The following is an 18,153-nucleotide window of genomic DNA, read 5'->3' on the forward strand; positions in this document are numbered from 1 at the left end:
GCGGGAGGGAGGTGCTCAGAGGCGCGGCGTGTCAAGAGACACGCCGACGGTCAAGGGTACGGGCGGCTGCCACGAGGGGTCAAATCCGCCCGAGCGGTGCGGGCCGCTCCTCCTCCGGGGAGGAGCGGCCCGCACCCGCCGGTCAGTCCTGGGCCGGGGCGGCGGGCTTCTCCGCCGTCTTCTTGGCCGCGGTCTTCTTGGCGGTCGTCGTCTTCTTCGCCGCGGTCTTCTTGGTCGCCGCCGTCTTCTTGGCGGGGGCCTTCTTGACCGTGGCCTTCTTCGCCGCCGTCTTGCGCGCCGCCGTCTTCTTGGCGGGGGCGGGCTCGGCCTCGGCCTCGGCGGCCCCGGTCTCCGCGGCCGGGGCCGTGGCGACCACGACGACGGCCTCCTCGGCGCCCGCGGGCGAACCGGCGGGGGCGGTGGCCTTGCGGACCACCCGGCGGCGGGCGCGCGGCGGGGCGGCCGCGGGGGCCTCCTCGGCGGCGGGCTCCCCGGTCACGGCCGGCTCCGGGGCGATCCGCTCGGGAGCGGCCGGCTCCGGCGCCGGCTCCACGACGGTGACCGGCTCCGCCACGGTGACCGGCTCGGCCGGCTCCGAGGTCGAGACGACCGGGGAGGTCGCCCGGCGGGTGGCACGGCGGCGGCGCGGGGCCGGGGTCTCCTCGACCGCGGTCTCCGCCTCCACCACGGGGGCGGCGGGAGCGGGCTCCGCGGCCGGCTCGGCCACGACGGTCCCGGTGCCGGTCCCGGCCTCCGCGACCGGCGCCTCCGCGGCCGGCGCCTCGGGCGCCGGAGCGGCCGGGGCGGTCGCCCGGCGGGTCGCACGGCGGCGGCCACGGCCACCGCGCGCGGCGGCGGCCTCCGCCTCGGCGATGGAGCCGTACAGCTCCTCGTCCGGGGCGATCGGCTCCGGCAGGGCCACCGGGGCGGCCAGCTCCGCCGCGACCTCGGCCTCGGTCTCGACCTCCTGGGTCGCGGCGTCGGAACCGGACTCCACGGCCTCGTTCTGCTCGTGCTCGTGCTCGTGGGTGTGCTCGTGCCCGTCCCCGCCGCGGCCGCGCTTCTTGGAGCGCTTGCCGCCGCCACCGCCACCGGAGGTGGTCGGCTGCTCCATGTGGACGATGACGCCGCGGCCGTTGCAGTGGACGCAGGTCTCGGAGAAGGACTCCAGGAGGCCCTGGCCGACCCGCTTGCGGGTCATCTGCACCAGGCCGAGCGAGGTGACCTCGGCCACCTGGTGCTTGGTCCGGTCCCGGCCCAGGCACTCCAGGAGGCGGCGCAGCACCAGGTCGCGGTTGGATTCCAGGACCATGTCGATGAAGTCGATGACGACGATGCCGCCGAGGTCGCGCAGACGGAGCTGGCGCACGATCTCCTCGGCCGCCTCCAGGTTGTTCCTGGTGACGGTCTCCTCCAGGTTGCCGCCCTGGCCGGTGAACTTGCCGGTGTTGACGTCGACGACGATCATCGCCTCGGTCTTGTCGATCACCAGCGAGCCGCCGGACGGCAGCCAGACCTTGCGGTCGAGCGCCTTCATCAGCTGCTCGTCGATCCGGTACGTCGCGAAGACGTCGACCTCGCTCGTCCACCTGGACAGGCGGTCGGTCAGGTCCGGGGCGACGTGGCTGACGTACCCGTGGATGGTCTCCCACGCGTCGTCACCGCTGACGATGACCTTGGAGAAGTCCTCGTTGAAGATGTCGCGGACGACCCGGACGGTCATGTCCGGCTCGCCGTAGAGCAGCGTCGGGGCGTTGCCGCTCTTCGCCTTCTTCTGGATCTCCTCCCACTGCGCCTGCAGGCGCTCGACGTCGCGGCGCAGCTCGTCCTCGCTCGCGCCCTCGGCGGCGGTGCGCACGATGACGCCCGCGTCCTCGGGGACGATCTTCTTGAGGATGGTCTTGAGGCGGGCGCGCTCGGTGTCCGGGAGCTTGCGGCTGATGCCGGTCATCGAGCCCTCGGGCACGTACACGAGGTAGCGGCCGGGCAGGGAGACCTGGCTGGTCAGGCGGGCGCCCTTGTGGCCGATCGGGTCCTTCGTCACCTGGACGAGGACCGGCTGGCCGGACTTGAGGGCGGTCTCGATGCGGCGCGGCCCGTGGGCCATGCCGAGCGCCTCGAAGTTGACCTCGCCGGCGTACAGGACGGCGTTGCGGCCCTTGCCGATGTCGACGAAGGCGGCCTCCATGGACGGCAGGACGTTCTGGACCTTGCCCAGGTAGACGTTGCCGACGTACGAGGTGGCCTGCTCCTTGTTGACGTAGTGCTCGACCAGCACGTTGTCTTCCAGGACGCCGATCTGGGTGCGCTCGCCGTTCTGGCGGACGACCATGACGCGCTCGACGGCCTCGCGGCGGGCCAGGAACTCGGCCTCGGTGATGATCGGGACGCGGCGGCGGCCCTGCTCGCGGCCCTCGCGGCGGCGCTGCTTCTTGGCCTCCAGGCGGGTCGAGCCCTTGATGGACTGGACCTCGTCGGCGCCGGTGCCGGGCTCGGCCTTCTCGCGGGCCGGGCGGGGCTCGCGGACCTTGACGACCGTACGGACGCCGTCCTCGTCGCCCGGCTCGGTCTCGGCGGCGTCCCCGCTGCGGCGGCGACGGCGGCGGCGACGGCGGGAGCTGCTGGAGCCGCCGGTGTGGGACTCGGTGTCGTCCGGCTCCTCCTCGCCGTCCTCGGCGTCGTCGGTGTCGTCGGACCCGTCCTCGGCGTGCGCCTCCTCGTCGTCCTCGGTCTCGCCGGCCTCGGCGAGCTCGCCACGGCGACGGCGGCGGCCGCCGCGACGGCGACGGCGGGACGGGCGGTCCTCGTACTCGTCCGTCTCCTCGGCCTCCTCCTCCGCCTCGTCGGCGGCGGCCTCGACCTCGGGCTCGTCGGCGACGGTGGCCGGGACGGGCTCGACGGCGACGGGCTCGCCGCGGCGGCGGCGACGGCGGCGGGAACCGGACTCGGCCCGCTCGGCGGGTTCGGCGGCCTCCACGGCTTCCACGGCCTCGACGGTCTCGTCCACCGTCTCCTCGTCCTCCGGCTCCACCGGGGCGGCGGCAGCGGCGGCGGCAGCGGTCTCCGGGGTCTGGAACATCGGCTCGGTGAAGACCGGGGCCTGGAAGACGGCGACGGCGGGGCGCGCGGCACGGCGCGGCTCGCGGGCCGGGGCCGGCTCGGAGGTGAACTGCGGGGAGGCGGCGCGGCGGCGGCCCCGACCACGCGTGGCGGCGGTCTCGGCGGCGGCGACCTCGGGCTCGTCGGCGGCGATCTGCGCGACGGCGGCCTCGGGCGGCGTCTCGCCGGCGGGCGCCCCGGCGGCCGGCTCGGGCGAGGTGGTCCTGCGGGTGGCCCGGCGGCGGGTGCGCGGCGCGGGAGCGGCCTCGGCCTCGTCCTCGGCGGGAGCGACGGCCTCGGGCGCGGCCTCCGCGACCGGCTCGGCGGCGGGAGCGGGCGTCTCCCCGGCGGCGGGGGCGGGCGTCTCCCCGGCGGCGGGCGCGCCGGCGGGGGCGGTGGCCTTGCGGGTGGCCCGGCGGCGGGTGCGCGGCGCGGGAGCGGCCTCGGCCTCGTCCTCGGCGGGAGCGACGGCCTCGGGTACGGCCTCCGCGACCGGCTCGGCGGCGGGGGCGGGCGTCTCCCCGGCGGCGGCCGGGGAGGTCACCGGCGACGTGGCCTTGCGCGTGGCGCGGCGGCGGGCCGGGCGCGCCGGGGCGGCCTCGGGGGCCTCCTCGGCGGCGGTCACGGACGCGGTCACGGCGACCGGCTCCGGGGCCTCCGCCGTCTCCGCGGCCGGGGCCTCCACGACCGGGGCCGCGGTCTTCCGGGTGGCCCTGCGGCGGGTGCGCGGCGCGGGAGCGGCCTCGGCCTCCGCCGGAGCGGACTCCGCGGCCGGCGTGTCGGCCGGCGCGTCCCCGGCGGTTCCGGCGGTGCCGGTGGTGTCCGTGGTGTCGGCGGCCGCGCCCGTCACCGGCGGACCGGCGGGGCGGGAAGCGGCGCGGCGCCTGCGGCGCGGCGGCAGCTTGTCACCGGGGGCATTGGTGTCTTCGTTGGACTCGAGCATGCGGGGTTCTCCCGTCACGCTCCCGGGCGCCGCGTCTGGTTCCGGTCCGGCGGCACGGCCGCGCCTGGGGCGCGGTGCCGCCGTCCGGGGCGCGGGCGCCGCACGGGAGCTCTGTGTCTGGCTCGCCGGTTCCGTACGCCCTGTGCGGACGGCCTGGCGAAAGTCTCCTGGTCAGTGCGCGGCCCGGCCCAGGTGGCTCCCGAGTGCCGGGGCTGCGCTGCGACGACCGCTCCCTACGCGGTGTCCGCGCCCGGCGCCGTCGCCGGGGCGGTCGCGGCGGCCGTGGGTGAAGCGGCCGTGACTGCCTCGCGGTCGGGCGCGAGCGGGTCGGTCACCGTGCCGGACTCCTCGTCGAAGAGCCCCTGCGCCAGCCTGGTCACCGCTGCGGGGACCGGCGGCGCCAGGTCGGCCACAGCTCGGAGACCGGACAGGACGTCGTCGGGTCGTACGGCGGGTGTCACGTGCCGAACAACCAGCCGCAGTATCGCACAGGCGCTGTCCAGCGGCCCATCGTCCCGGGAGTCGTCCCGGGGACGGACGGCCGCCAGCTCCGTGACCGCGGAGCGGGTGTCGAAGGTGCGGACGCCGTTCTTGGTCTTGCGCTGCACCTCCACGGTCCCGGCCGCGAGGAACGCCTCGACGGCCTTCTCCGCGTCCTCGGTGGTGACGCCTTCGAGCCGCAGCTCCCACACGGAGGCGGTGAGCCGGTCGGCCAGGCCCGGGGTGCGGGCCTCGACGGCGTCGGTGATGTCGAGGCCGTCCGGCAGGGACGCGTCGAGCAGGACCCGCAGGGTCTCCGGGTCGCGCGCCTCGGTGAGGGCGATCTCCAGGAACTCGGCCTCGGAGCCCGTACCCGTCGGGGCGGCGTTGGCGTACGACACCTTGGGGTGCGGGGTGAAACCGGCCGAGTACGCCATGGGTACCTCGGCGCGGCGCAGTGCGCGCTCGAAGGCGCGCTGGAAGTCGCGGTGGCTGGTGAACCGGAGGCGGCCGCGCTTGGTGTAGCGCAGTCGGATGCGCTGCACCGCCGGTGCGGGCGGCGGGCCTTCGGGCTGTCGCTTGCCCAGTGGTTCTTCTCCTCGGTGCGGGACGGCGCGGGTGCGCGCCGTCCACGAGACGTACGGCTGGCCCCGGGGGTCCCGCCCGGTTCACCCCCGCTCCAGCGGGGAGATCTCGGGGGCGGGCGCCGCGCCGGGGACGTTCGTTGTACTACCCAGAGTACGCGCACGGGCCGCCCGGGGTTCCCGGGGCTCGGCCGACCGGGCCGGTCCGGACGGGGCGCGCCGGGCGTTCCGCGTGGTCGCCCGGGCCGGGGCGGGCGCCGTCCGCGCCGCGCCGACGGCGGAAACGGCACGACGGCCCGGCGGAGGGCGAACCCTCGCGCCGGGCCGTCGCCCGGGGCCGTGCGGCCGGCCTACTTCACGACCGTCAGCGGGAGCAGCTTCTTGCCCGTGGGGCCGATCTGGATGTGCGTGTCCATCTGCGGGCACACGCCGCAGTCGAAGCACGGCGTCCAGCGGCAGTCCTCGACCTCGGTCTCGTCGAGGGCGTCCTGCCAGTCCTCCCAGAGCCAGTCCTTGTCGAGACCGGAGTCCAGGTGGTCCCAGGGCAGGACCTCCTCGTAGGTGCGCTCGCGGGTGGTGTACCAGGCGACGTCCACGCCGTACGCGGGCAGCGTCTTCTCGGCGCACCGCATCCAGCGCTCGTACGAGAAGTGCTCGCGCCAGCCGTCGAAGCGGCCGCCGTCCTCGTAGACGGCGCGGATGACGGCGCCGACGCGGCGGTCGCCGCGCGAGAGCAGGCCCTCGACGATGCCGGGCTTGCCGTCGTGGTAGCGGAAGCCGATCGAGCGGCCGTACTTCTTGTCGCCGCGGATCTTGTCGCGGAGCTTGCGCAGGCGCTCGTCCGTCTCCTCCGCCGAGAGCTGCGGGGCCCACTGGAAGGGGGTGTGCGGCTTGGGCACGAAGCCGCCGATGGAGACGGTGCAGCGGATGTCGTTCTGGCCGGAGACCTTGCGGCCCTCGGCGATCACGTTCATCGCCATGTCGGCGATCTGGAGGACGTCCTCGTCGGTCTCCGTGGGCAGGCCGCACATGAAGTACAGCTTCACCTGGCGCCAGCCGTTGCCGTACGCGGTGGAGACGGTCCGGATCAGGTCCTCCTCCGAGACCATCTTGTTGATGACCTTGCGCATGCGCTCGGAGCCGCCCTCGGGGGCGAAGGTGAGGCCGGAGCGGCGCCCGTTCCTGGTCAGCTCGTTGGCCAGGTCGACGTTGAAGGCGTCCACGCGGGTGGAGGGGAGGGACAGGCCCACCTTGTCCTCGGTGTAGCGGTCCGCGAGGCCCTTGGCGATCTCGCCGATCTCGGAGTGGTCCGCCGAGGAGAGCGAGAGGAGGCCGACCTCCTCGAAGCCCGTCGCCCGGAGACCCTTGTCGACCATCTCGCCGATGCCGGTGATGCTTCGCTCCCGCACGGGGCGCGTGATCATGCCGGCCTGGCAGAAGCGGCAGCCGCGGGTGCAGCCGCGGAAGATCTCGACGGACATGCGCTCGTGGACGGTCTCCGCGAGCGGGACGAGGGGCTGCTTGGGGTAGGGCCACTCGTCGAGGTCCATGACGGTGTGCTTGGAGACGCGCCACGGCACGCCGGACCGGTTGGGCACGACGCGGCCGATGCGGCCGTCCGGCAGGTACTCGACGTCGTAGAAGCGCGGGACGTAGACGTTGCCGGTCCTCGCCAGGCGGAAGAGGACCTCCTCGCGGCCGCCCGGCCTGCCCTCCGCCTTCCAGGCGCGGATGATGGCGGTCATGTCGAGGACGGCCTGCTCGCCGTCGCCGATGACCGCCGCGTCGATGAAGTCGGCGATCGGCTCGGGGTTGAAGGCCGCGTGGCCGCCCGCGAGCACGATGGGGTGGTCGACGGTCCGGTCCTTCGACTCCAGCGGGATGCCCGCGAGGTCGAGGGCGGTGAGCATGTTCGTGTAGCCGAGCTCCGTGGAGAAGGAGAGGCCGAACACGTCGAAGGCGCCGACGGGCCGGTGCGAGTCGACCGTGAACTGCGGGACCCCGTGCTCGCGCATCAGTTCTTCGAGGTCCGGCCACACGCTGTAGGTGCGCTCGGCGAGGACGCCCTCGCGCTCGTTCAGTACCTCGTAGAGGATCATGACGCCCTGGTTGGGCAGGCCGACCTCGTACGCGTCCGGGTACATCAGTGCCCAGCGGACGTCGCACTCGTCCCAGTCCTTGACCGTGGAGTTGAGTTCTCCGCCGACGTACTGGATCGGTTTCTGCACGTGCGGGAGCAGGGCCTCGAGCTGCGGGAAGACAGACTCGGCAGCAGACATCTCGAACCTTCGTGAGCTGGCAGGGGGGCGACTCTCAAGCGTACCCCGGTGCCCGGCGGGCTCAGCGCCGCAGCCGCCCGGGGAGGGAGGCCCGCGCCCGGACGCGGGGGAGCTCGCGCTCGGTCGCGGCGGCGGCCGCCTCCTCGCGGCCGTGCAGGAGTCCCCAGGTGAAGGCGGTCTCGCCGGCCGCGTGGGCCTGGGCGGCGATCTCGCGCAGGGCCGTCCGGGCGACCACGCTGTCCTGGTGTTCGCCGAGGAGGGTCTGCACCGCCTTCACGCGTCCGGAGAACTTCTTGGCGGGTTTTCCGAGGGTGGGGCGGGCGGCGTCGGCGGCGTAGCGGGCGCGTTTGGCGGCCTTGCGGGCCTCGTGGAGGGCGAGGTCGCGTTCGCGGCCGGGAGCCAGGGAGAGGGCGCGGTCGACGCGGGCGGCGAGGCGGTCGTGGTCCTTGCGGACGGCGCGGGCGAGGACCTTGGCGGCGTCACGGGAGGCGGCCTTGCGCAGGGGCGGGTCGGTGAGCAGGGCGTCGAGCGCGTCGAGCAGGGCGAGGTACCGGTCGGAGTCGAGGGCGGTGACGGCCCTGCGGCGGGCGTCGTCGGAGCGGGCGGCGGCCCAGACCCGGAGCCGGGCCTTGACGGGGCCGCGGCGCAGGGGCCGGGGGACGTCGGCGAGCAGGGCGCGCAGCCGCTCGGTGAGGACCTCCTGGTCCCGGGCGGCGCCCAGCTCGCCCGCGAGCCACTTCAGCTCGTTCCCGAGGGGGTCGGTGGCCTTCCGGTCGAGGACGGAGCGGTACGTCTTGAGGGCGCCGCGCAGGCGGCGGCAGGCGACGCGGAACCGGTGGACGGCGTCGGGGAGGTCGCGGCGGACGGCGGGGTCGAGGGCGACGATCGCCGCGGCCTGTTCCCGTACGTAGGCGAGGACGGCGGCTCCGGCGGTGCCGGGCGCGGGTGCGGGGCGCCCCTCCCGGACGCCGTGGTCGTCCGGGGCGGTCTCCGCGAGGGCCCTGGCCAGTTTGGAGGGGAAGCGGGCGGGGCGGATGCCGGCCTTCCCGAGGCGTTTCCCGACGGCGTCGAGGACGGCGGGGTCGGCGCCGTCGGCCGCCTCGACCTCGATCTCGGTCCAGGAGGCCCGGGGGCCGTCGGGCAGCCGCTGGGCGTGGACGGTGTCGACGGAGAGTTCGGCGAGGGGGGCGCCGTCGGCGTCGAGGAGCCGGCGGACGTCGCGGGCGGAGCGGAGGCGGACGACGGGGACGACCTCGCCGTGGCGGACGCGGGAGCGCAGGAGGACCGCGAGGTCGGGCGGGAGGGTGTCCGAGAGGGGGGCCCTGATCTCGTCGCGGACGCCGTCGGCGACGGGGAACTTCAGGTGCCAGCCCTCGTCCGAGCCGCCGGAGCGGCGGCGCAGGGTGATCGAGTCGGCGGCCAGACGCAGGTCGGGGGTGTCGTGGTAGACGGCGTCGAGTTCCATGACGCCGTCGTCGGCGACGGTCGCGACGCCCGGGACCCCGGTGAGGTCCGGGATGCCGGTCTCCGCCGTGGCTTCGTACTTCCGTTCGATCTCGCGCTTCGTCTCGGCCATGTCTGGCATCTAACCGCGGGCGGGCCGCCTTACTCGGTCTCCGGAGGAGAACGGCCCGCCGGACGGTCGTCAGGCCGTCATCGGGCGCTGCACGCGGATCGACTGGAGGAGCCCGATCGCCACCCACACCGCGAACATCGAGGAGCCGCCGTACGAGACGAACGGCAGCGGCAGGCCCGCGACCGGCATGATGCCGAGGGTCATGCCGATGTTCTCGAAGGCCTGGAAGGCGAACCAGGCGATGATCCCGGCCGCGACGATCGTGCCGTACAGCTCGGTGGTCTCGCGGGCGATCCGGCAGGCCCGCCAGAGCACGATCCCCAGGAGGACGAGGATGAGGCCGGCGCCGAGGAAGCCCAGCTCCTCCCCCGCGACGGTGAAGATGAAGTCGGTCTGCTGCTCGGGCACGAACTGACCGCTGGTCTGGTGCCCCTTGAACAGGCCGGTGCCGTACAGGCCGCCGGAGCCGATGGCGATGCGGGCCTGGTTGGTGTTGTAGCCGACGCCGGCGGGGTCGAGGTCGGGGTTGGCGAAGGCCGCGAAGCGGTTGATCTGGTACTCGTCGAGCATGCCGAGCGCGGTGACGAGGACGGCGCCGAGGACGCCCGCGCCGATCAGGCCGAGGACCCAGCGGTTGGACGCCCCGGAGGCGAGGAGCACGCCGAGGACGATGACGGCCATCACCATGACCGAGCCGAGGTCGGGCATCAGCATGACGATGCCCATGGGGAGGGCGGCGAGGCCGAGGGCCTTGGCGACGGTCCCGTGGTCGGGATGGAGCTGGTCCCCCGCGTCGACCTTGGCCGCGAGCAGCACCGCCATGACCAGGATGATCGTGATCTTGACGAACTCGCTGGGCTGGAGCGAGAAGCCGCCGCCGATCACGATCCACGCGTGGGCGCCGTTGATGGTGGCGCCGAGCGGGGTGAGGACGGCGAGGATCAGCAGGATCGAGACGCCGTAGAGGATCGGCACGGCTCCGCGCAGGGTGCGGTGGCCGAGCCAGACCGTGCCGGCCATCAGGGCGAGGCCGATGCCGGTGTTGAGGAGGTGCCGGAAGAGGAAGTAGTACGGGTCGCCCTGGTTGAGCTGGGTGCGGCCCCGGGTGGCGGACCAGACGAGCAGGGCGCCGATGACGGAGAGCGCGAGGGCCGAGAGCAGGATCGGCCAGTCGAGGCGGCGCAGGACCGAGTCGCGGGCGGTGAGCTTCACGAGCGGGCCGCGCTGCGGGGCGTAACGGGAGACGGAGAAGTCGGTGCGGGTCGTCATCGGGTCAGTCCCTCCAGGAGGGGGGCGGGCCCGCGAGCGGCGGTTTTCCGCCGTCCTCGCGCGCGGGGACGGCCTTCTGCCACGTCGGGTCGTACGGCTTGACCGCGGGGGCGTCGATGGTGCCGTACCGGTTGATCTTCGGCAGCGCCGTCTGCGGGCGGGGCAGCAGGGCCCGCTTGAGGTCCTGGTTGCCCTCGTCGTCGAGGCCGTAGAGGGCGTCGTAGATGTTGCGCACGGCGGGGCCGGCGGCGCCGGAGCCGGTGCCGCCCTGGGAGATCGTCATGACGATGGTGAAGTCGTCGGTGTAGGTGGCCAGCCAGGAGGTGGTCTGCTTGCCGTACACCTGGGCGGTGCCGGTCTTGGCCCGCATCGGGATCTTGTCCTGGGGCCAGCCGCCGAACCGCCAGGCGGCGGTTCCGCCGGGCTCGACGACGGAGCGCAGTCCCTTGTCGATGTCCCGGACGGTCCGGGCGCTGATCGGGAGCCTGCCGTGGGGCGTGGGCTTGATCTCCCGGACCTCCTTGCCGTCGGGGCTGATGACGGCCTTGCCCACGGTGGGGTCGTAGAGGGTGCCGCCGTTGGAGAGGGCGGCGTAGATGGTGGCCATCTGGATGGGGGTGACGAGGACGTCACCCTGGCCGATGGCGAAGTTGATGCTGTCGTACGCCTTCAGCTGGTTGCCTTCGAGGCAGCTCTCGTAGGCGATCTGCTGGACGTAGCTGCCTCCCTTCTTGCCCTGCTTGCACCAGACGTCCTTGTTGGCCTCCCAGAAGCTCTGCTTCCAGCGGCGGTCGGGGATGCGGCCGGTCACCTCGTTCGGCAGGTCGACGCCGGTCTCGGAGCCGAGCCCGAAGTCCCGGGCGGTGCGGTAGAACCAGTCCTTCGCGTCCTTCTTGGGCTTGAGCCCGCCGTCGCGCTGCCACTCCTGGTGGCCCAGGGCGTAGAAGACGGTGTTGCAGGAGAACTTGAGGGCGTCGCCGAGGGTGATGGGGCCGTGCCCCTGGGACTCGAAGTTGGCGAAGCTGCGGCTGCCGAGGCTGTAGGAGCTGCTGCAGTTGTACTTGTCGTTGAAGTCGTACCCGGCCCGCACGGCGGCGCTGGCCGACACCACCTTGAAGATGGAGCCGGCGGGGGCCTGTCCCTGGATGGCCCGGTTGAGCAGCGGGTAGTTGGACTTCTTGCCGGTCAGCGCGGCGTAGTCCGCGGCGGAGATGCCGCCGACCCAGGCGTTGGGGTCGTAGTCGGGCTGGGAGGCCATCGCGACGACGCGGCCGGTCTTGGTCTCCATGACGACGACGGCGCCCGAGTCGGCCTCGTACTTGCGGCCGGTGACCTTGTCGGTCTCCTTGCGGACGGTCTTCATCGCCTCGTGGAGCTCGTACTCGGCGGCGGCCTGGACGCGGGCGTCGATGCTGGTGACGAGGGTGGAGCCGGCCACGCCCGGGTCGGACTTCGTCTGCCCCATGACGCGGCCGAGGTTGTCGACCTCGTAGCGGGTGACGCCGGCCTTGCCCCGCAGTTCCTTGTCGTACGTGCGCTCGATGCCGGAGCGGCCGATCTGGTCGGACCGGAGGAACGGCGAGTCGGTGTCCTTGGCCTTCTTGATCTCGTCGTCGGTGACGGGCGAGAGGTAGCCGAGCACCTGTGCGGTGCGGGCCTTGCCGGGCGCCGGGTAGCGGCGGACGGCGGTGGGCTCGGCCGTGATGCCGGGGAAGTCCTCCGAGCTCTCACGGATCGTCAGCGCCTGCTGGGTGGTGGCCTCGTCGGTGACGGGGATCGGCTGGTAGGGGGAGCCGTTCCAGCAGGGCTTGGGGGTCTTGGAGTCGCAGAGCCGGATGCTGTTGATGACGTCCTGGGGCTTCATGCCGAGGACGCCCGCGAGCCGGGTGAGGACCGCCTTGCCGTCGTCCTTCATCTTCATCAGCTCGGTGCGGGACGCGGAGACCACGAGCCGGGTCTCGTTGTCGGCGAGCGGGACGCCGCGGGCGTCGAGGATGGAGCCGCGGACGGCGGGCTGGACGACCTGCTGGACGTGGTTGTTCTTGGCCTCGTCCGTGTACTCCTTGCCGTTGCGGATCTGGAGGTACCAGAGCCGCCCCCCCAGGGTGAGGAGCAGGGAGAAGACGAGGATCTGGATGACGACGAGCCGGATGCGGACCCGGGGGGTCCGGCCGGTCTCGGGGATGTTGCTCATGCTGCCGTTGCCCCCTCGGTCACAGTCGCTTGACTCCCTTGACGCGTCCGGCCCGTGCGGCGCGGTTCCTGGCGGCCTTCACCCGCAGGCCGCCGCGCTGGGTGCCGATGCGCAGGCCGGTCCCGGAGGAGAGCCAGCCGGAGGCGACGTCGGTGCCGCCGCCGGTGTCGGCGAGCGGGTCGTTGTCGGCGCGGCGGGCCAGGGCCATGACGAGCGGCACCGCGAAGGGCGCGAGGAGCAGGTCGTAGAGGACCGCGGTGAACAGCAGGAACCCCAGGCCGACGTGGCGCGCGGCGGTGTCGCCGACGAGGGCGCCGACGCCCGCGTAGAGGAGCGTGGAGCCGACGGCCGCGGCGGCGACGACGGCCATGGGGCCGGCCGCGGAGGTCATCCGGCCGTTCTCCGGGCGGGCCAGGCCGACGAGGTAGCCGACGAGGCAGAGCACCAGGGCGTAACGGCCGACGGCGTGGTCGGCGGGCGGGGCGAGGTCGGCGAGGAGGCCGGCGGAGAAGCCGGCGAGGGCGCCGGTGACGTGCCCGTAGACGAGTGCGAGGGCGACGACGGTGAGCAGGACGAGGTCGGGGACGGCCCCGGGGAGCTGGAGGCGGGCCAGGACGGAGACCTGGACGACCAGGGCCACCACGATCAGGGCGGCGGAGAGGAGGATGCGGTTGATCTTCACGGTGTCGCGTCCCCCTGGTCCTGGTTCTGGTTCCGGTCCGGCTGCTGCTGTCCCGGCTGCTGCTGTCCCGCCTGCCGCTGCTGTCCGTCCGGCGGGGGCGGCGAGGCCGTGACGGTGACGGTCGGCGCGGGCCCGGGCTTGCGCGGCAGGACCGCGTCGCGCGGGTCGGAGCGCGGGGCCTGGACGACGACGCCGACGATGTCGAGCTTGGTGAAGCCGGCGTACGGGCGGACGTAGACGTTGCGGGTCAGGCCGCCGCCCGCCGGGTCGACGCGGATGATCTCGCCGACCGGGACGCCGGGCACGAAGGGCTTGCCGCCGCGCGAGCCGAAGGTGACGAGGCGGTCGCCCGGCTTGACCTCGGCCTTGCCGTTGAGGAGCTGGACGAGGAGCGGGCTGTTGCCCTGGCCGGTGGCGAAGCCGAGTTCGTCGCTCTTCTCCATGCGGGTGCCGACGGTGAAGTCGGGGTCGTTGGCGAGGAGGACCGTGGCGGTGGAGGGGCCGACGGTGGTGACGCGGCCGACGAGCCCCGCGCCGTTGACCACGGTCATGTCCCGCTCGATGCCGTCGCGGGCGCCGACGTCGATGGTGACGGTCCAGGAGAAGCCCTGGGCCGCTCCTATGGCGATGACCTGGGCCCCCTTGATGCCGTACTGTCCGGCGCCGGCGGTCTTGAGCAGGGAGTCGAGCTCGTGCAGCCGGCTGCGGTTGCGGTCGTCGCTGCCGAGCCTCGCCTTGAGTTCGGCGTTCTCCTTCTCCAGGGCCGCGATCCGGGTGTGCCGCTCGCCGGAGTCGCGCACCGCCCCTATGGCGTTGCCTACGGGGTCGACGGCGGCGGCCACGCCGTTCTCGACCGGTCCGAAGACTGCCGCGGCGGCCCTCCGCGCACCGTCGACGGGTGACTCCTGGCCACCGCGGATGTCCACCGTGATCAGCGCGAACGCGATGGCGATCAGCAGTACCAGGAGCAGCCGGCTCTCTCGTGTGTCCCTCACGTGCGGCGGCCGTGCCTTTCCTCGTGGTTCGGTCGTTCCGTGGTGCGATCGTTCCGCGCGGCGGTCCGTTCCGCGCGGTCGTCCTCCGTGCGGCGGGCCGGTCCGTGCGGCCGGGCCGGTACGGAGGCGGGTGCTCCCGCGACCGTGCCGGTGCGGCAGTTCTACCGCACCGGCACGGTCCCGCGGTGTTCCGGCGTCAGCGGCGCGGCTGCGCGTCGAGGACCTGCTGGAGGGCCTCGAACTCCTCCACGCACTTGCCGGAGCCGAGCGCCACCGAGTCCAGCGGGTCCTCGGCGATGTGGATCGGCATGCCCGTCTCGTGGCGCAGGCGCTCGTCCAGGCCGCGCAGCAGGGCGCCGCCGCCGGTGAGGACGATGCCCCGGTCCATGACGTCGCCGGACAGCTCCGGCGGGCACTTGTCGAGGGTGGTCTTCACCGCGTCCACGATCGCGTTGACCGGCTCCTCGATGGCCTTGCGGACCTCGGCGGCGGAGATGACCACGGTCTTGGGCAGCCCGGACACCAGGTCGCGGCCGCGGATCTCGGTGTGCTCGTCCTTGTCCAGGTCGAAGGCGGAACCGATGGTGATCTTGATCTGCTCGGCGGTGCGCTCGCCGAGGAGGAGGGAGTACTCCTTCTTGACGTGCTGGATGATCGCGTTGTCCAGCTCGTCGCCGGCGACCCGGATGGACTGCGCCGTGACGATTCCGCCGAGGGAGATGACGGCGACCTCGGTGGTGCCGCCGCCGATGTCCACCACCATGTTGCCGGTGGCCTCGTGGACGGGGAGGCCCGAACCGATGGCCGCCGCCATGGGCTCCTCGATGATGTGCACCTGGCGGGCACCGGCCTGGGTCGAGGCCTCGATGACCGCGCGGCGCTCGACTCCGGTGATGCCGGAGGGCACGCAGACGACGACCCGGGGGCGCGCCAGGTAGCGGCGCTTGTGGATCTTGAGGATGAAGTAGCGGAGCATCCGCTCGGTGATCTCGAAGTCGGCGATCACACCGTCCTTGAGCGGGCGCACGGCGACGATGTTGCCGGGGGTCCGGCCGATCATCTTCTTCGCCTCCGCGCCCACCGCGAGGATGCCACCGGTGTTGGTGTTGATCGCGACGACGGACGGCTCGTTCAGAACGATGCCTCGACCCCTGACGTACACCAGCGTGTTGGCGGTCCCGAGGTCGACAGCCATGTCACGGCCGATGAACGACATTGAGTTCCCCTTGATTTCCCATGGCTGAGGGTGGTGCGGCGTGGAGTTTTCCATCGTAGTGCCGCCCGCCCGGATACCGCGCGGTGGTCCACCTCTGTGTACAGGTGACGGCAGGACGCGGCGATCCGTTCCCGGGTTCGGCGCTCATATGCCTGAGGGCGACCGAAATTCCTTCGGTCGCCCCACAGGGTGGTTCGTTCGGCCGTCCTCGCGGGCCGGCGCGGGCCCCGGGCCGGCCCGGTCAGACGAGGCCGGGGAAGAAGATCTTCAGCTCGCGGAGCGCCGACTCCTCGGAGTCCGAGGCGTGGATCAGGTTCTCGCGCACGATGGTGCCGAAGTCGCCCCGGATCGACCCCGGCGCGGCGGCGATCGGGTCGGTCGGGCCGGCGAGCTGCCGGACGCCCTCGACGACCCGCTCGCCCTCCACGACGAGCGCGACGACGGGACCGGAGGACATGAAGCCCATCAGCGGCTCGTAGAAGGGCTTGCCCTTGTGCTCGCCGTAGTGCTGCTCCAGCGTCTCCTGGTCCAGCTCGCGCAGCTCCATGGCCGCGAGCGTCCAGCCGGCCTTGCGCTCGATGCGGCCGATGATCTCGCCGACCAGGCCGCGTCGGACGGCGTCGGGCTTGAGCAGGACGAGCGTGCGCTGGCTCACGGGGAACTCCTTCGGAAAAGCGGTGTGCGGGCCTCCGAGGCTACAGGGCCCGCACGTGCCCCGATTACGCAGCGTCAGGCCCTGCCGGGACCTGGGCGTCCTGCGCCGCGGCCCAGCGGGCCTTGATCCCGTCCACCTTCCGGCCGTAGTGCACGGAGGCCCACCACAGGACGGCGAACAGCGCCCCGAGGAAGAACATGACCGGGACGACGAAGCCGCTGGCGATCAGGCCGATCTGGAGCGCCCAGCCGAGCTGCACGCCGCCGGGGCGGGTGATCATCCCGCACAGCAGCACCGAGAGGACCATCGCGGCCCCGCAGACCCACCAGACGGTGGACAGCGCCAGGCTGTCGTCCTTCATGGCGACGAGCCCGGCGAAGCCGATGACGAAGAACTCGCCGATGAGGGTGGAGGAACAGAGCGTGCGCATGGGATTCAGCCCCTTCGGAGCAGCAGCCGGGCGTCGCCGACCGTGAAGATCGAACCGGTCACGAGCACGCCCGCGCCGCCGTACTCGGCCTCGTCCTCCGCGAGGGTGATCGCCGCCTCGATGGCGTCGGGCAGCCGCGGTTCCACGACGACCCGGTCCTCCCCGAAGACCTCGACCGCGATCGAGGCGAGCGCGTCCACGTCGGTGGAGCGCGGGTTGGAGTTCGTGGTGATCACGACCTCCGCGAAGATCGGCTCGAAGGCCTCCAGGACGCCCCTGGCGTCCTTGTCGGCGCTCGTGGCGACCACGCCGACGAGCCGGGAGAAGCCGAAGGCCTCCCCGACGCCCTCGGCCGTCGCCCGCGCGCCGTGCGGGTTGTGGGCGGCGTCCAGGATCACCGTCGGGGACGAGCGGACGATCTCCAGGCGGCCGGGCGAGGTCACCCGCGCGAACGCCTGCCGGACCGTGTCCGCGTCCAGGGTGCGGGCGTGCTGCGAGCCGACGCCGAAGAAGGCCTCGACCGCCGCGAGCGCCACCGCCGCGTTGCGCGCCTGGTAGGCGCCGTGCAGCGGCAGGAAGACGTTGTCGTACTCCCCGCCGAGACCGCGCAGGGTCAGGAGCTGGCCGCCGACCGCGACCTCGCGGGAGACGACGCCGAACTCCATGCCCTCGCGGGCCACGGTGGCGTCCACCTCGACGGCCTTCTTCAGCAGGACCTGCGCCGCGTCGACCGGCTGCTGGGCCAGGATCACGGTCGCGCCGGGCTTGATGACGCCGGACTTCTCGCCGGCGATCTCGGCGGTGGTCCCGCCGAGCCGGTCGGTGTGGTCGAGGTCGATGGGGGTGACGACGGCGACGGAGCCGTCGATGACGTTGGTCGCGTCCCAGGTGCCCCCCATGCCGACCTCGACGACGGCGACGTCGACGGGGGCGTCGGCGAAGGCCGCGTACGCCATGCCGGTGAGGACCTCGAAGAAGGAGAGCCGGTACTCCTCGCGGGCGTCGACCAGTTCCACGTACGGCCGGACGTCCCGGTACGTCTCGATGAACCGCTCGGCGGAGATCGGGGCGCCGTCGAGGCTGATGCGCTCGGTGACGGTCTGCACGTGCGGCGAGGTGTAGCGCCCGGTGCGCAGTTCGAAGGCGCCGAGGAGGGTCTCGATCATGCGGGCCGTCGACGTCTTGCCGTTGGTGCCGGTGATGTGGATCGAGGGGTACGCGCGCTGCGGCTCGCCCAGGACGTCCATCAGGGCCGCGATCCGGGTGACCGAGGGCTCCAGCTTGGTCTCGCCCCAGCGGGTGGACAGCTCGGTCTCGACCTCGCGCAGGGCCGCGTCCAGCTCCGGGTCCGCGGGGCGGCCCGGCACGGGGTCGCCCTGGGGCGGTCCGGCCTGGGTGCGCAGGGTGCGGCTACCGGCCTCGATCACCGCCAGGTCGGGGTCGCGGTGGGTCTCGTTGCCGACGATCTCGTCGAAGGCGTCGGGGGTGCCGGGGGCACCGGGGGCGCCGGACGGCTCGTCGGGCGTGTCGGACGGATCGCGGTGCTCACTCACGGGGCCAGTCTACGGAGCCGCTCCGGCGGGACGGCGGACCCACCCCTTTCGGGGCTTCCGGCCCGGCGGAACGGCGGGGGCGGGCCGGGTGGGCGGCCGGGCGCGGGCGGGTGGACGGCTGGAGGGGACCGGGTGGACCGCCGGAGCGGGCCGGATGGGGGCGGCCGCCGGAAGGGCGGGCGAGCGGCCGGAGCGGGC

General features: G+C 73.4%; 12 protein-coding genes. All 12 read right to left on the reverse strand.

Going from position 1 to position 18,153, the window contains the following annotated elements:
• Window positions 1-142 precede the first annotated feature (142 nt).
• On the reverse strand, window positions 143-4,042 hold the full coding sequence (locus tag ACZ3IL_RS07595; RefSeq protein ID WP_467387604.1) for an Rne/Rng family ribonuclease: 3,900 nt from the start codon (window positions 4,040-4,042) through the stop codon (window positions 143-145).
• 233 nt (window positions 4,043-4,275) lie between these two features.
• Complete coding sequence (locus tag ACZ3IL_RS07600; protein WP_467387605.1) at window positions 4,276-5,067, reverse strand: TIGR03936 family radical SAM-associated protein; 792 nt, start codon at window positions 5,065-5,067, stop codon at window positions 4,276-4,278.
• 389 nt (window positions 5,068-5,456) lie between these two features.
• Window positions 5,457-7,385 carry a TIGR03960 family B12-binding radical SAM protein gene (locus ACZ3IL_RS07605; RefSeq protein WP_467387607.1) on the reverse strand — a complete coding sequence of 643 codons (1,929 nt, stop codon included), beginning with the start codon at window positions 7,383-7,385 and terminating at the stop codon, window positions 5,457-5,459.
• Window positions 7,386-7,446: 61 nt separating this feature from the next.
• Window positions 7,447-8,961 (reverse strand): CYTH and CHAD domain-containing protein, encoded by a 1,515-nt coding sequence (locus tag ACZ3IL_RS07610; RefSeq protein WP_467387609.1) that lies wholly within the window; start codon window positions 8,959-8,961, stop codon window positions 7,447-7,449.
• Between the two features lie 69 nt (window positions 8,962-9,030).
• Window positions 9,031-10,230 (reverse strand): rod shape-determining protein RodA, encoded by a 1,200-nt coding sequence (rodA, locus tag ACZ3IL_RS07615; RefSeq protein ID WP_467387611.1) that lies wholly within the window; start codon window positions 10,228-10,230, stop codon window positions 9,031-9,033.
• Between the two features lie 4 nt (window positions 10,231-10,234).
• Window positions 10,235-12,424 carry a penicillin-binding protein 2 gene (gene mrdA, locus ACZ3IL_RS07620; protein WP_467387613.1) on the reverse strand — a complete coding sequence of 730 codons (2,190 nt, stop codon included), beginning with the start codon at window positions 12,422-12,424 and terminating at the stop codon, window positions 10,235-10,237.
• Window positions 12,425-12,443: 19 nt separating this feature from the next.
• Window positions 12,444-13,106 (reverse strand): rod shape-determining protein MreD, encoded by a 663-nt coding sequence (gene mreD / locus ACZ3IL_RS07625; RefSeq protein WP_467387615.1) that lies wholly within the window; start codon window positions 13,104-13,106, stop codon window positions 12,444-12,446.
• Entirely contained in the window at window positions 13,103-14,101 is a 999-nt protein-coding gene (gene mreC, locus ACZ3IL_RS07630) for a rod shape-determining protein MreC (RefSeq protein WP_467387617.1), read from the reverse strand. Before mreC ends, mreD begins: the two co-directional genes overlap by 4 nt.
• Before the next feature lie 196 nt (window positions 14,102-14,297).
• Complete coding sequence (locus tag ACZ3IL_RS07635; RefSeq protein ID WP_467387619.1) at window positions 14,298-15,317, reverse strand: rod shape-determining protein; 1,020 nt, start codon at window positions 15,315-15,317, stop codon at window positions 14,298-14,300.
• Window positions 15,318-15,558: 241 nt separating this feature from the next.
• Window positions 15,559-15,972 (reverse strand): nucleoside-diphosphate kinase, encoded by a 414-nt coding sequence (gene ndk, locus ACZ3IL_RS07640; RefSeq protein ID WP_467387621.1) that lies wholly within the window; start codon window positions 15,970-15,972, stop codon window positions 15,559-15,561.
• Between the two features lie 64 nt (window positions 15,973-16,036).
• On the reverse strand, window positions 16,037-16,402 hold the full coding sequence (locus tag ACZ3IL_RS07645) for a DUF4233 domain-containing protein (RefSeq protein WP_467387623.1): 366 nt from the start codon (window positions 16,400-16,402) through the stop codon (window positions 16,037-16,039).
• 5 nt (window positions 16,403-16,407) lie between these two features.
• Window positions 16,408-17,955 carry a bifunctional tetrahydrofolate synthase/dihydrofolate synthase gene (gene folC / locus ACZ3IL_RS07650; RefSeq protein WP_467387625.1) on the reverse strand — a complete coding sequence of 516 codons (1,548 nt, stop codon included), beginning with the start codon at window positions 17,953-17,955 and terminating at the stop codon, window positions 16,408-16,410.
• Window positions 17,956-18,153 lie beyond the last annotated feature (198 nt).

The organism is Streptomyces sp. NPDC014907, assembly GCF_055562975.1.